The organism is Variovorax sp. 01T432, assembly GCF_056398605.1.
Genome location: NZ_JBFTPS010000022.1, coordinates 91,587 through 106,163 on the forward strand (window position 1 = coordinate 91,587; position 14,577 = coordinate 106,163).

The window sequence follows — 14,577 nt, forward strand, 5'->3', positions numbered from 1 at the left end:
TGGCAGAACCCTTGGCGACAACGGCCGAACCGGCCGCGCCGGGGAAGCCGGTGAGCCCGGGAGGAGCACCGGAGCCGCCGAACTGCTGCGATACCGCCAATGGACTTGCCGGCATGCTGTTGAAGCAAGGCGCCTCGCCGAAGGGGTTGTATCGGTCGCAGGCGGCGGGGCTTCGTGTTCCCGCAGGAGCCGTGGAGGCCTGCACCCGGGTCCCGGAGCGCGCCATCGCACGCGCGTCGCCGACGCTGGGGCGCGCATCCGCATTCGCAACCGTCGACCTCGCCGGCGCCGGCGCCGGAGATGGTGCCGCAGGCGCGGCGGCCCTGGCTTCGAATGCGTCTGTCCTGGGGGAGGCGGGCGCGGGGAAGCGCCGCACTCCTGGCATCGGTGCCGGCATCGGTCCTGGTGTCGGCGTTGACGCGGGCGTTGGTGTCGGAGTCGGCGCGACTCGCGCTGTTCTGGGCGCCACGTCGGCGGTCACCACGACGGTTCGGGCGGGCTCGGCAACGAGGTCGTCCTCGGCGATCGAGTCGGACGGTGCTGCCTGCGAAGGCAGGCTGGAAGGAGCCAACAAGGAGCGTCGTGCCGGTTGCGCCCAGCGCGGCTTGCTCCCGGTGGTGTCGAAGCTCGTCGCGCCCGTGCGGATGCCCGAGAACTTGCCCGCACAGCCGCTGCAGTACTTGGCGCGATCCCTGTTGGCGGTATGGCACGACTCGCAAAACTTCGTCATGGCGGTGTTCCTCCGGTCGGGACATCATTTCCTCCGTGAGAAGGCGCCTCGATGTGAAGGCTTCACATTCGCAGTCGTGCTCTTGTCCTCTGTTGGCTTGCGTTTGTTTGTAAGACAGCGACTGATGTCGTTGTCCACGAGGTGGTGTGCCCCACCGGGGTCATCCATCCTCTATATCGCCAGGGCCTGAACCCGTCCGGCGCCCGGCCCCTTGAGGCGGCGGACCATCTCGCTGACGATCTCGTCCTGCTCGGGCGGCAGCAGGCTGGCCCGCAGCAGCTGTTCGCGCTCGAACTCGCGCATGCGCCACTCCATCTCGCCCACGAGCGTCATGATTTCCACGTACACGCGCGGATCGCGCAGCGCGGCGAGTTCCATGATCAGGGGTTTCGGGTCATGGGTATCCAGGCCGGTGCTCGTGAACGAGGCCTGCATGCGCAGCATGCGTTGCAGCCCGAGCTCCAGTACCTTGCGCAGTCGCTCATCCGCATCGGCGATGTGCCCCTCGATCCAGGCACGCGATTGCCCGAACCTCTCCAGCGCATCGGCCAGGCGCCCGATGCGAGAGACGGCTTGCTCCAGCGGCGCGGCCATGGCGAGTTCGACCGGCTCGTCCGGCGCCTCCTGCGCCGCCGAGGAGACGATCTCGAGCAGGGCAGGGCTGAACTCGCCGGGGATGAGCCGTCCGGCCATGCGGGCGCGGGTCACCGGCGAGCGGCCCGACTCGACGAGCCCCATCAACCATTCCGCGGCGGCGAGGATCTGACCATCCATGGTGAACGCGCTTGCGGAGATGCCGCGCGGGTAGCCGAAGCCATCGAGCCGTTCGTGGTGAAGCAGCACAGCGTCCGCCACCGCCTCGCCCGCGCCCACCATGTCGCGCAGGACGCGATGCCCCGTGATCGGATGCGCCACGATGTGGCGCCATTGATCGGCGGCCAGGCGCGTCCCGGGGCGCAGATAGTCCGGGTCGATGTAGAGCTCGCCGACATCGTGGACCAGACCCGCGGTCGCAAGCACGCGATGATGCTCGGTGTCGGCCGGCCGCAGCCGGCGCGCCAGGGACATCGCGAGCATGGCGACGCCCACGGTGTGATCCAGCCGGTCTTCCTTGAAGCGCGCGAACACGGTGAGCAGCGATTGCATGGACGGCGACAGCGTGAGCGCCGCGACGGATGCCGCCGCGCCTCGTTCGCCATCCGATGCCGCGCACAGCGCGCGCAGCAGCGGATGCCTTTCGAGCAAGGCCTCCCCGACGGGCTCGAAGCGCGCCGGAACGACGCCGCCCATGACCTGCACGCAGTTCTCCAGGGGCTTGCGCAGCTTGTGCAGCAGCAGCCGTTCGCGCGAATCGGCGTCGATGCGCGCGCCCTTGGCCAGCAGCTTGATGCCGTTGCCGGTGACGATGTCTTCGGTGGTCTCGACCTCGTGCGTGCTCGCCGTGGCGACCACATGGTCGAGGTAGTGGGCGTTGACGCCCTCGGGCAATTCAGGCTTGTTGTTCATGGAGGTGGCAAGGGTCATCCGGGCGCATGGTCTTCGAATGTGCGCGATCAAGCTGCCCGGTCCGGGATGGGGGCCGCATCTGCGCACGCGCTTGCGTGATGTTTTGCATGTTCGCCCGCGCGATGCGGTACCAGATCGCGCCGAGGCGCGTCCGAAGCGGCGCCCCCTCGACGAACGGATCGCCGTGCCGGGCCGGAGCTAGGCCGCTTGCGCGCGCGCGCGCAGCGCATCCAGGCGCGCCAGCAGCGCCTCCGGGTATTCGATCTCGACTTCCGCGGCCCCGGCGTAGACGGCGCCCTCGTTGCCGTCGAGCGTGAGCAACTCGCCCTCCCGCAAGCAGGTGCCGCCGATCCGGATGGCGCGCGCGGCCTCGTCGACAGAGAGTTCCGCGCAGCCGACGAGACAGACCTTGCCCAGCTGGCGCGCCACGACCGCCGCGTGCGAGGTGCGGGCGCCGCGCTGCGTCAGCAGGCCCGTGGCCGCATCGAGCGCGGCGAGGTCGCTGGTTTCGGCGTCGCGGCGCACCAGGACCACCGGCACGCCCGCGCCGTGGCGTGCGGTGGCGCGCGCTTCGTCCAGGGCGATCTCGCCGACGGCGACGCCGCTGCTCGCGCTTGCCGCGCGGCCCAGGGGAAGCAGCGCCGCGCCGCCGCTTCGAGTGACCACGCGCGGCCGTGCCAGCGTCTGCCGATCCAGTCCGGCGGTGCGCTCCAGCGCCAGGTCGCGCCCAATCAGCCCCTCGTCGAGAAGATCCAGCGCAATGCGCGCCGCCGCCTGCGGCGTGCGCTTGCCGGCGCGGGTCTGCAACATGAACAGGCGCCCGTCCTGCACGGTGAACTCGAAGTCCTGCATGTCGCCGAAGGCATGCTCGAGCTGCTCGGCGGCTTCGGTCAGTTCGTGCCAGACCTCGGGCAGCACGCCGGCCAGTTCGTCGTGTCCGTTCGCGCTTCGCCGCCCGGACACCACGTCTTCGCCCTGTGCGTTGAACAGGAAATCCACCCACGGGGCCGGCTCGCCGCTGGCGGGGTCGCGGGTGAAGCCGACGCCCGCGCCGGACTGCCCGCCCGCATTGCCGAACACCATGCACTGCACCGTCACGGCGGTCCCGATGCCGTCGTCGATGCCGTTGAGGCGCCGGTATTCGCGCGCCTTCGGGGACTGCCAGGAGGCGAAGACGGCCTCGATCGCCCCGGCGAGCTGCTCGCCCGGATCCTGCGGGAAGGGCTGTCCCGCGCCCCGCGCGTAGACCTCCAGAAATCGCCGCGTGAGCGAGCGAAGATCGGCGAAGTCGAGCTCTCGTTCGTCGCGGCCGTCGAAGAGCGCCGCGGCGGCTTCTTCGAAGACCTGTGCCGGCAGGCCGGCGACGACCTCGCCGTAGGTGGCCACGAGGCGCCGGTAGGCGTCCCAGACCAGGCGCGGATTGCCGGTCTGGCGCAACAGGCCGCCCACGGTGCGCTCGCACAGCCCGATGTTCAGCAGCGTCTCCATCATGCCCGGCATCGAGACCGGCGCGCCGGATCGGACCGAGACGAGCAAGGGGTGGCGCGCGTCGCCCAGTGCCAGGCCGGCCGATCGTTCCAGCGCGTGCAGGGCGGCCTTCCACAGTGCCGGCCCGCCCGCCAGTGCCCGCGCCGCCGGTGCCACGCAGTAGCGCGTTCCGATGACGAAAGCGGCCGGAACGGGCAGGCCGAGCCGGGCCATGCGCAGCAGGTTCCAGGCCTTGAAGCCCATCGTCTGCGCCGATGCCGAGGCAGCGTCCGCCGCGGCGCCCGCGCAGCCGATCAGATAGACCTCCGGCGGCAAGCTCTCCGGTTCGCTCATCCTCGAACTCCGGCCTTGTCGAAGGCCAGATCGCGAAGCGCGTAGGCCGCCGCCAGCAGGCGGTCGGAGGCCTGTTCCAGGGCGATCGCGAGATCGTTGGCGAGCATGAGCGAGGGCGCGTCCTGCACCGTGCCGAGGATCACGCGGCGTGCTTCGCGCAGCAGGGCGTCGCATTTCCGCTCCGCCTGCAGCACCCGCCAGGTCGCGCCGAGAAATGCGTCGTTGTCGGCCGCTTCGCTGTTGGTGCCCAGCGTGCGCGCGATGGCGAGCGCCTTCACCTGGTCCTGGGTCGCCTGCAGCACCGTGGCCGCCAGGCGGGCGAGCGCCTTGCGGACCTCGTCGTTCCAGCCCTTGAGATGGTGGTCCGCGATGAGGCTGATCAGGAAGGCCGCCTCCTCCAGCGCATCGGCCACGTCGTCGGACTGCTCGATCAGCCTGGCCACGGGCCGCCAGCGCGCCTGGCGCTCGGCCTTCTCGCGCGCCTGCATCACCAGGTGGTCGGCCTTGCGCTCCCACGCCTTCGAGCGTGCGGCCAGTTCCACCGCGGCCTTGCCCGAGCGTTCGGCACCGTGCGCCAGGCCATCGCTGACCGCCTGCGCCAGGGCCTGGCAGTACGACGCATGCTCGGTCAGCAGATCGAACTCGCTGGTGCGCTGGCGCACGTGCTGCGCCAGCAGCATGCGCGTCTCGTCGGCCACCAGGGCGGCCGGTTGACCGCGGCGCAGGGCATCGCAGGCGAGCCGCATGACGGCGACCAGAAATGCGTGCGCATCGGCGACGCCGATGACTTCGTCCAGCCGGTCGCCGATGCGGAACGCGCCTTCGCCCGCGGCCTGCATGGCGGCGAAGATCAGGCGCTCGCCCCCCACCTGCAGCCAAGCCCGGTGGCCGATGTCCAGCCGGGCCGACTCCGCCAGCACGGCGATCGCGTCCTCCTTCGCGACGAAGGCCTGCAGGCGCTTGCGGGCGTGGTTCCAGTCGATGAGGAACACGATGCGCGAACCGATGCCTTCCAGCGCCGCCTCCACGGCGGCGTCGTCCGCGCAATCGAAGCGGGCCGTGCCCACGGCGTAGGCCTCTCCCTGGTTGAGCTCGGCGTTCGTGCGCGATTCCAGGCCGGACCACCGGGCCCCGAAGGGCTCCAGCAGCGTCCGGAAGAAGTCGAGGCGCACACGGTGGAGGTCGGAATAGGTCAGCGTGATCTCGCGGTCGGCCACCTGCAGCACCAGCACATGCGCGTCGTTGGTGCCGATGTCGTTCTGCAGCAGCAAGCGCGCGCCGTCGCGCGTGGCGGCCGTCTCCAGCCCGGGGTGGTCGAACTTGAGCATCGCGGTGCGGCGCAGGCCGCGCATGAACGCGGCGACGCGCGGGCGGTCCTGGGGCTGCAGTTCCCACACGTGCGCACCGTCGATGACCTCGCTGGCCAACTCGCCCGACAGGGCGTTGATCTTCTTGTGAAGGTCCATCACCAGCAGATGCAGGCTGTCGGCGCCCCCATGCCGGCCATCGGTCAGCTCCGCGATCAGCTTGTCGCTCAGGCGATCGGCAGGCAGCGCGTGGAGCCGGTCGAGCCAATGCTTCACGCGCGCATGAGGCTGCGCGCCGGTCGCCGTCGTCTCGAGCACCGGGCGCGCCATGGTCGTCAGATCCTCCTCGATGCTCCCGACCAGCTTCGGCATGTCCGGGATGAGAAGGTCGTCGTCGACGCGGCGCGCGGCGGCCACCATGTCGTGCAGCCAGGCGGCGTTCATCCCGGCCGCGGCGATCTCGTTCGCGAGATCGGGCAGCTCGCGCTTCGGGTGCGCGGCGCGGGACGAGGCCGCCTGGAGCACCGTCAGGTAGACCTTGAGGCGGTCGTTGGCGGACAGCGCGGCCTTGACCCAGGCCGGCAGCATGAGTCGGTGCTGGCCGAGCGCGGCCACCGCCTGGGTCTTTGACATCGAAGTGTTCCCTTGCCGATTCCAGCGCCCGACGGGGCACCGCACGCTGGAGGCTCAGGACCAGTGTGGGAAGCGTTTGTGACGAACGCGTGACACGAAGACCCTGTCGAGCCGCGACTTGACCTGCGTCAAGTCATCGGCCGGCGATGGCCTGCTTCGAGGCGTTCTCGTCGCGCCCGATGCGTCGCGAGATCTCGAGCGCGCACTGGCGCAAGGGTGTGGCGATGGTGCCCTCCCACTGGCTGTCGAAGGTCGCCGCCGGTCCCATCACGAGGAGGCCGAGCACGATGTGTCCCTCCGAGTCGAACACCGGCGCGCACAAGGCGTCGATGCCGGGGATCGGCTGGCCCAGCGTGCGCGAGAGTCCGTGCCTGCGGGTCTCCGCAAGGGCGGCTTCGAGCGATTCGTGCAGGGCGGCGGCCGCCTCGGCAGTCCCGTGGCTCAGGCGCGCGAGTTCGTCGGACAGCAGGCGTTCAACCGTCTTGGGGGGCATGTAGGCCGCGAAGAGTCGACCTGTCGCGGTATTGGTCAGCGACATGACCGTGCCGGTGCGCAGGTTGACGTGCAGCGGCTCGATCGGCTCCTCGAGCCTGACGATGGTGGGGCCCATGTTGCCCCACACCGCGACGGCAACGCTCTGGCCGGTGTCGGCCGCGAGGGCCTCGATCAGTTGCGAGGCTTCCTTCACCGGGTCCATGCGCCGCAGCCGGGTGAGGCCGAGCTGAAGCGCCAGGGGGCCCAGCTCGTAGTGCCCGGCCTCCGTCTGCGTGACGAACCCCACCTTCAGGAAGCTGACCATGTATGGATGGGCCTTGCCGGCCGTCATGCCGGCCGCCTTGGCGAGATCCTTCAGCGCGAGCGGCCGGACATGACGCGCGAGCTGCACCAGCAACCCGCTGCCGAGCTCGATCGATTGGATGCCGCGCCGGCTTTTTTCCATGGGGGGGACCGCAAGACGAGAAGCTTGGAGTGTATCCATCAGGGTTTTCCATGACCATTGCAGATTACTTCGATGTAATCATACGGTTAGATAATATCGAATCTACTGACAATGATCAGATGACTCTGGAAATTCGCCACCACCTACCGAGCTTGGAGACTTCGTGACTCAGGAAAACATCACAGTGGACGTTCTCGTCGTGGGCACCGGTGCCTCCGGCATGGCGACGGCGGTCACCGCGGCATCGCAGGGACTGAAAGTGCTGGTGGTCGAGAAAGAGGCCCGTTACGGCGGAACGACGGCCCGCTCGGGCGGATGGCTCTGGATCCCCGGGACCCGGCTGGCGACCGAGCAGGGCATCACCGAGCCGCCCGGCGCCGCCAAGGCCTACCTCAGGCACGAAACGACCACCCACTTCGACGAGAAGCGCGTGGACGCCTTCCTCGAGAACGGACCGAAGGCAATCGACTTCTTCACGAAGAACACCTGCGTGCAGTTCGACATGCCCGCGGTGTTCCCCGACTACCACGCCGAAGCGCCTGGCGGGCAGCCGGGCGGGCGTTCGATGGTGACGCGTCCCTTCGACGGCAGGGAACTCGGTCCGCGCATCAAGCAGCTCGCGCCGCCGCTTCCCGAGCTCACCGTCTTCGGAATGATGTTGGGCTCGGGGCCGGAGATCAAACACTTCATGCGGACCTTCAAGTCGCCGACGTCCTTCGTGTATGTCGCCAGGCGCTTGACCCGGCACTTCCTCGACGTCATGGCCAACGGCCGCGGGATGACGCTGACCAATGGCAATGCGCTCGCCGGGCGGTTGGCGAAGGCGGCCATGGACCTGGACATTCCGGTGTGGCTCTCGTCCCCGGTGGAGAAGCTGGTCGCCGAGTACGACGGCGTGGCCGGCGCCCTGGTGCGGCATGAAGGCAAGACCGTCCGCGTCACCGCGACGCGCGGCGTGGTCCTGGCCTGCGGCGGCTTTCCCCACGACGTCGAGCGCCGGAAACAGCTGTTCCCGCACGCGCCGACCGGCAAGGAGCATTACTCGCCCTCGCCGGAGTCCAATACCGGCGACGGCCTGCGCCTGGCCGAGTCGGTCGGCGGCCGGGTCGACCCGAGCATTCCGCATGCGGCGGCCTGGGTGCCGACGTCGGTCACGACCCGGCCGGACGGTTCCAAGGGCGTGATGCCCCATTTCATCGACCGCGCGAAGCCGGGTGTGATCGCCGTCACGGCCAAGGGCCAGCGCTTCACCAACGAGGGCAATTCGTACCATGACTTCGTCCAGGCCATGGTCAAGGCCTGCGAAGGCGAGCCCGAGGTCTGCGCGTGGCTGCTGTGCGACCACAAGGCGCTGCGCGCCTATGGCCTGGGCTGCGTCGCGCCGGCGCCGCTGCCCATCGGGCGTCATCTGCGAAGCGGCTATCTCAAGCGCGGCGCCACCGTGGGCGAGCTGGCCAGGCAGATCGGCGTCGCGCCGGCCACGCTGGAAGCCACCGTGGCGCAGTTCAACGCGTCCGCCGGCAGCGGGCAGGACCCGGCGTTCGGCAAGGGCAGCAAGGCATACAACCGCTACCAGGGCGACGCGCTCGTCGCGCCCAACCCCTGCGTGGCACCGCTGGCGCACGGCCCCTTCTATGCGATCAAGCTGGTCGTCGGCGACATCGGCACCTTCGCGGGCCTGGTGACGGATGAGAACACCCGCGTGCTCGATGCGGCGGGAAAGCCGATCAAGGGCCTCTACGCCGTCGGCAACGACGCCGCGAGCGTCATGGGCGGCAACTACCCGGGTGCCGGCATCACGCTCGGCCCGGCCCTGACCTTCGGCTACGTGGCGGCCATGCAGTTGGCGAAAGCCGAGGCGGCAGCGGCGGTCGCGCTGCAGGCCGAGCGGCGAGAACCGGTCACGGTCGGCCGTTCGGCCTGACGCACCGATCCACACCCAAGGAGACAACATGATGTATCCAGAGACGGTCGCCCCCCGGTTGCTCGCGGGACGGCTGGCCATGATCACCGGCGCGGGCCAGGGCAACGGGCGCGCGCTCGCGCTGGGCCTGTCCCAGGCCGGCGCGCGAGTGATCGTGACCGACATGAACGAAGCCACGGTCGAGGAGACGGCCGCGCTGGTCAGGCGCGAGGGCGGCGAGGCATGGGCCTTCGTGCTCGACGTGACCGTGTCCGACGCCTGCCGCGCCCTGGCGCGGCGCGTGGGAGAGGAGATCGGGCAGGTCGATCTCCTGGTCAACAACGCCGGCATCATCATTCGCGAGACGACTTCCAGCGACAGGGCCGAGGCGAACTGGAAGAAGACCATCGACGTCAACGTGCACGGCACCTTCAACGTGACGATGGCCTGGCTTCCCGCGATCAAGTCCACGAAGGGCTCGATCATCAACATCGCCTCGATCGCCGCCTACGCGGGCCAGGGCGCGAGCCTGGGCTACGCGCCCTCGAAGGGCGCGATCAAGATGCTGACCCAGTCGCTCGCGCAGGAACTCGCGCCGGCGGGCGTGCGGGTGAACGCGCTCGCGCCCGGCGTCATCGAGACGCCGATGACCGCGGCCACCAGGGACGACCCGGCCCGCCTCGCGTCCTTCATGACGCGCATCCCGATGGGCCGTGTCGGCCAGACGGAAGACCTCGTGGGGCCGGTGATCTTCCTCGCCTCCGACATGTCCCGCTACGTCACGGGAATCACGCTGCCGGTCGATGGCGGATTCCTCGCGGTTTGATCCCGACCGATTGCTTTCAACACTGAAGGAGACAACATGAAACTGACCCGCCTGTGCGCCGGCTTCCTGGCCGCCACTGCATTCACCGCCTTCTCAATGGGCGCCTCGGCCCAGGAGATCAAGCTGGGCTACAACGGGGATCTCTCCGCATCGCCTTCCGCCCAGAGCGGCCAGGCGGCCGTCCTGGGGATGGAGGCCGCCATCGCCGACATCAATGCGGCCGGCGGCCTGCTCGGGCGCAAGCTCGCGCTGGTCACGCGCGACGATACCTCCGCGCCTCCCAAGTCGATCCAGAACATGAGCGACCTGATCGACAACGAGAAGGTCGTCGCCGTGTTCGGCCCGACGAACTCGGGCAATGCGATGGCGTGGAAGCACATTGCCAACCAGAAGAAGATCCCGGTGCTGGGCAACGTGGGCTCCGGCACGGACATCACCAAGCCGATGAGCCCGGGCGCGGACAACTACATGTTCCGCGTCTCGATGGTCGACCGCGAGCAGGTCGCCGCGCTGATGGCCTACGTCAGGAAGAACGCCGCCACGTCGAAGGTGATCGGCCTCATGGCGGAGACCACCGGCTACGGGCAGGGCGGGCTCAAGGACATGCAGGAGATCGCGGAACTCCAGGGCATCAAGCCGGCGGCGACCGAGCGCTTCGGGGTGGGCGACACGGACATGACCTCCCAGCTGAGCAAGATGAAGGCCGCCGGCGTGGACACGGTGGTGGTCTGGGCCCAGGGCACGCCCATCGCCCAGCTCGTTCGCAGCATGGAGAAGATCAACTACTTCCCGCTGACCCTGACCTCCTGGGCCGCCGACAACATCACCTTCTTCGATGCCGCCGGAAAGACCCTGGCAGAGAAGCCGCTCTTCATGCGCACGGTGAGCGAGACGCGCACGCCCGCGCAGCAGAAGCTGTTCGACCGCATCGGCTCGAAGCTGAAGGCGCCGGGCTCCTTCTCGTTCGCGCTGCACGGCTACGACTCGGTCCTGCTCTACGCGGAAGCGGTCAAGCAGGCCAGGACCACGGACGGATCGGCCGTGCGGCTGGCCCTGGAGGACCTGAAGACGCCGGTGCAGGGCGTGCTCAAGAGCTATGACAAGCCTTTCAGCAAGACCAACCACGAAGCGCTCACCGCCAAGGACCTGGTCTGGATCCGCTGGAAGGACGGCAAGCTGATGCCCTACAGCGACGCGCTGATCGCCTCGCTCGCGCCGGCCGACTTCAAGCAGTAAACCGTTCGACAGCGGCCCCGGGCTGGCGACAGCCCCGGGGTGCGACAGGAGACACAACATGGCGGAAGCGCTCTTGCAGGCGATCATCAGCGGGCTGGCCGTGGGCGGGGCCTATGCCCTCGTGGCGCTGGGTTTCAGCATCACATTCACCACCACCAAGACCCTCAACTTCTCCCATGGGGAATTCGTCTCGGCCGGCGCCTTCATCGGGATGAGCGCGCTCTTTCTGGTGCTGGGCCTGCCGGTCACGGCGACCAGCTTCGGCGAGGCGATGCCCGGCGCCGGCGCCCAGCTGCTGGCGCTGGCCGCGGCGCTTGGCGTCATGGGCCTGCTCGGCTGGCTGCTCTACGTGATCGGCGTGCGGCCCTTCGCCGGGCGGCCCGGCATGGCATGGGTCATGAGCACGCTGGGCTTCGGGGTCATCCTGCAGAGCATCGGACTGGCGATCTGGGGCCCCAAGCCGGTGGTGGTGCCGGGGCCGGTGGGGGACGCGGTGATCCGCCTGCTCGGCGTCGGGGTTCGTCCGCAGGAGCTGCTGACGCTCGCCGTGGCCGTGGTCATCATGCTCGGCTTCGACTGGGTGATGAACCGCACGATGGTGGGCAAGGCCATGCGTGCTGTGGCCGCCAACGGCGACGTCGCCAGCCTCATGGGCATCAACACCAACGCCGTCATGATCGGCGCCTTCGTCGTCAGCTCCGCCCTGGCCGGGCTCTCGGGTTTCCTGCTGGCGCCGATCGCGCAGGCATCGCTCTTCATGGGCCTCACGGTCGGTCTCAAGGGCTTCTCGGGCGCGATGATCGGCGGCCTGAGCAATCCGCGGGGCTGCGTGATCGGCGGCTTCGTCCTGGGCGTGTTCGAGTCGCTGGTGAACCTCTGGCAGGCGCAGTGGCGCGAGGTGGCCGTGTTCGGCCTGGTGATCCTGGTGCTCGCCTTCCGCCCGACCGGCCTGTTCGGCAAGAAGCTGGTGGAGAAGGTATGAAGCGCGGCTCGCAGGCCCTGGGCGTCGTGGGGGTCGCCGCCGTCCTGATCGGCATCACCTCCCTGCTCGCCAACGACTACTACCTGCGCATCGTCTTCATGATGTGCGTCTACTACCTCTGCGCCGCCGGCATGAACGTGCTGGTGGGCTACGCCGGGCAGAAATCGCTCGGCCAGGCGGGCCTCTTCGCCGCGGGCGCGTATGCCGTCGCCCTGCTGACGACCCGCACCGAGATGAACCCCTGGCTCGCGCTGGCGGCGGCGGCGGCGATTTCCGGCGTGTGCGGCGTGCTGATCGCCTTGCCCTCGCTGCGGGTGAAGGGCCCCTATCTCGCGATGGTGACGCTGGCCTTCGGCATCGTCGTCGAGAAGCTGGTGGGCGAATGGACCGAGGTGTTCGGCGGCGCGCAGGGGATCTACGGCATCAAGGCCCTGACCTGGAACGACCAGCCGCTGAGCTCGCAGCAGTGGGTGTGGCTCGGCATCGGTCTTTGCGCGCTGGCGCATCTGCTGCTGGGCAACCTCCTGCAGGGCCGCTTCGGCCGCGCGCTGCTCTCGCTGCAGGCCGACGAGATCGCGTCGGCATCGGTCGGCGTGCGCGTCTACCGCGCCAAGGTGATCGCGTTCGTCGTCGCGGCGGTCACCTGCGGCATCGCGGGCGCGCTGGTCGCGCAGCAGAACCAGTACATCAACTCCGACTTCATCACCTTCAACCTGTCGATCTTCATCCTGCTGCTGGTGCTGTTCGGCGGCGCCGGCTCGAAGTACGGGCCGCTGGTCGGCGCCGTGGTCCTCACGGTGGTCGATGCGCTGCTGGCGCGGTGGCCCTCGGCGCAGCACTTCCTGTACGGCTTCCTGCTGCTCTTCGCGCTCTATGTGATGCCCGGCGGGGTGGTGGGGCTGTTCTCCACATGGTTTCGCCGGCCCGCCGGTGCCCCCGCGCCTTCGAGCGCTGCCGCCGGGCCCACGCGCATCGGCCCCGGGGGCAGCGGGGACCTGCTGGTGGTCCAGGGGGTCACCAAGAACTTCGGCGGCGTGAAGCCGGCGCAGAACGTCTCGTTCCGGCTCCAGCGCGGGCACATCCATGCGTTGATCGGGCCGAACGGCGCCGGCAAGAGCACGATGATCAACATGCTCACAGGCCTGATCAGCCCGACCGAAGGCTCGATCCGGTTCCTGGACCAGGAGGTGTCGGGCCGGCCGGCGCACTCGATCTGCTGCATGGGCATGGGCCGGACCTTCCAGAACCTGCGCCTGTTCGCCGAGCTGTCGGTCCTGGACAACGTCATGCTGGGCCGTCACAGCCGGATGACGAACGGCTTCTTCGCCTCGCTGCTCGCGCTGCCCGGCGCCCGCGGGCAGGAGGCGGCGACGCGTGCCCGCGCGCTCCAGTTGCTCGAACTGGTCGGCCTCCCGCACCTGGCGCATCACCCCGCCGGCAGCCTGCCGTATGGCCTGCAGCGTCGCGTCGAACTGGCGCGCGCGCTGGCCACCGAGCCCCAGCTCCTGCTGCTCGACGAGCCGGCCGCCGGGCTCAATCCGCAGGAGACGGCCGAGCTGGGCCAGTTGCTGATCCGGATCGGCAAGTGCGGCGTCAGCATCCTCATGGTGGAGCACCACATGGATCTCGTGATGTCCGTGTCGGACCACGTGATCGTGCTGGACTACGGCATCAAGATCGCCGAGGGCAAGCCCGCCGAGGTGCAGGCGAACCCCCGCGTCGTCGAGGCCTATCTCGGTGTCGACGAGCCCGAAGCGCTCGCGGCCTGAAGCGAAAGTCACACATGCTGAAACTCGAATCAGTCAAGGTCGCCTACGGGGCGATCCAGGCGGTGAAGGGCGTGAGCCTCGAAGTGCGCCGGGGCGAGGTGGTCACGATCATCGGCGCCAACGGGGCCGGCAAGAGCACCCTGCTCAGGAGCATCTGCGGACTGGAGCCGGTCGCCGAGGGCCGCATCCTGATCGACGGCCAGGACCTTGCCGATGTCCGGGCGCACCAGCGCGTGGGCCTCGGACTGGCCATGTCGCCGGAAGGCCGCGGCGTCTTCGCCGACCAGACCGTTCGGGAGAACCTGATGCTCGGTGCCTATACGCGCAGGAAGGATGCCGCGGCGACGCAAGCGGCGATCGAGCGCGAGTTCCGCCGTTTCCCGCGGCTGCGCGAGCGCCAGGACCAGTTGTCCGGAACGCTCTCGGGCGGCGAGCAGCAGATGCTGGCCATCGCGCGCGCCTTGATGAGCGAGCCGCGCCTGCTGCTGCTCGACGAGCCCTCGCTCGGACTGGCGCCCCTGATCATCAAGGACATCTTCAACGCCATCCGCCAGCTGCGCGAATCCGGGCTGACCATCCTGCTGGTCGAGCAGATGGCCAAGCAGGCCCTGGGCGTGGCCGACCGCGCCTACGTGCTGGAGACCGGCCACATCACCCTGGAGGGCTCGGGCCGCGAGCTCCTCGACGATCCCAAGGTCAAGGCGGCCTACCTGGGCACGCATTGACCGCCATCCCACCATCCACAGAGGACCACGCCATGAACCCCACCAAGACATTCGCCAGCCAGGCCGACCTCGAAGAGAAGAAGATCACCTTCAGCCAGATCTCGGAGCACGCCTGGGCCTACACGGCGGAAGGCGACCCCAACACCGGCATCGTCATCGGCGACGACTGCGTGCTGGTGGCCGACACCCAGGCCACGCC

The 14,577-nt window shown here is 69.1% G+C and carries 11 protein-coding genes and 1 pseudogene; 8 read left to right on the plus strand and 4 right to left on the minus strand.

Annotated elements, in window-relative coordinates; genetic code table 11:
* The first annotated feature begins 113 nt into the window (after positions 1-113).
* Complete coding sequence (locus AC1DNF_RS18035) at positions 114-920, plus strand: hypothetical protein (RefSeq protein ID WP_478149979.1); 807 nt, start codon at positions 114-116, stop codon at positions 918-920.
* Here AC1DNF_RS18035 and AC1DNF_RS18040 read toward each other — a convergent pair.
* The 4 genes from AC1DNF_RS18040 to AC1DNF_RS18055 all read right to left on the minus strand — a co-directional run bounded on the left by AC1DNF_RS18040 (position 902) and on the right by AC1DNF_RS18055 (position 6,937).
* Positions 902-2,236: an HD-GYP domain-containing protein gene (locus AC1DNF_RS18040; RefSeq protein WP_478149980.1), complete on the minus strand. Its 1,335-nt coding sequence runs from the start codon at positions 2,234-2,236 to the stop codon at positions 902-904. The two genes, AC1DNF_RS18035 and AC1DNF_RS18040, sit on opposite strands and share 19 nt — an antisense overlap.
* 198 nt (positions 2,237-2,434) lie before the next feature.
* A complete protein-coding gene (locus AC1DNF_RS18045) occupies positions 2,435-4,057 on the minus strand; it encodes a PEP/pyruvate-binding domain-containing protein (RefSeq protein ID WP_478149981.1) in 1,623 nt (540 codons plus the stop codon).
* Positions 4,054-5,997, minus strand: coding sequence for a DUF47 domain-containing protein (locus tag AC1DNF_RS18050; RefSeq protein ID WP_478149982.1), 1,944 nt, complete (start codon positions 5,995-5,997; stop codon positions 4,054-4,056). The genes AC1DNF_RS18045 and AC1DNF_RS18050 overlap by 4 nt, the downstream gene beginning before the upstream one ends.
* Positions 5,998-6,130: 133 nt before the next feature.
* Positions 6,131-6,937, minus strand: a complete 807-nt coding sequence (locus AC1DNF_RS18055; protein ID WP_478149983.1) for an IclR family transcriptional regulator — start codon at positions 6,935-6,937, stop codon at positions 6,131-6,133.
* Between the two features lie 163 nt (positions 6,938-7,100).
* Between AC1DNF_RS18055 and AC1DNF_RS18060 the strand changes: the two genes are divergently transcribed.
* The 7 genes and pseudogenes from AC1DNF_RS18060 to AC1DNF_RS18090 all read left to right on the plus strand — a co-directional run.
* Positions 7,101-8,861, plus strand: coding sequence for an FAD-dependent oxidoreductase (locus AC1DNF_RS18060; protein WP_478149984.1), 1,761 nt, complete (start codon positions 7,101-7,103; stop codon positions 8,859-8,861).
* 28 nt (positions 8,862-8,889) lie between these two features.
* Positions 8,890-9,666: an SDR family NAD(P)-dependent oxidoreductase gene (locus tag AC1DNF_RS18065; protein WP_478149985.1), complete on the plus strand. Its 777-nt coding sequence runs from the start codon at positions 8,890-8,892 to the stop codon at positions 9,664-9,666.
* Positions 9,667-9,702: 36 nt separating this feature from the next.
* Positions 9,703-10,902: an ABC transporter substrate-binding protein gene (locus tag AC1DNF_RS18070; protein ID WP_478149986.1), complete on the plus strand. Its 1,200-nt coding sequence runs from the start codon at positions 9,703-9,705 to the stop codon at positions 10,900-10,902.
* 58 nt (positions 10,903-10,960) lie between these two features.
* On the plus strand, positions 10,961-11,884 hold the full coding sequence (locus tag AC1DNF_RS18075) for a branched-chain amino acid ABC transporter permease (RefSeq protein WP_478149987.1): 924 nt from the start codon (positions 10,961-10,963) through the stop codon (positions 11,882-11,884).
* Positions 11,881-13,653 (plus strand): branched-chain amino acid ABC transporter ATP-binding protein/permease, encoded by a 1,773-nt coding sequence (locus tag AC1DNF_RS18080; RefSeq protein ID WP_478149988.1) that lies wholly within the window; start codon positions 11,881-11,883, stop codon positions 13,651-13,653. Before AC1DNF_RS18075 ends, AC1DNF_RS18080 begins: the two co-directional genes overlap by 4 nt.
* Positions 13,654-13,667: 14 nt before the next feature.
* On the plus strand, positions 13,668-14,378 hold the full coding sequence (locus tag AC1DNF_RS18085; RefSeq protein WP_478149989.1) for an ABC transporter ATP-binding protein: 711 nt from the start codon (positions 13,668-13,670) through the stop codon (positions 14,376-14,378).
* 32 nt (positions 14,379-14,410) lie between these two features.
* A pseudogene (locus AC1DNF_RS18090) lies at positions 14,411-14,577 on the plus strand (MBL fold metallo-hydrolase); the annotation flags it as partial.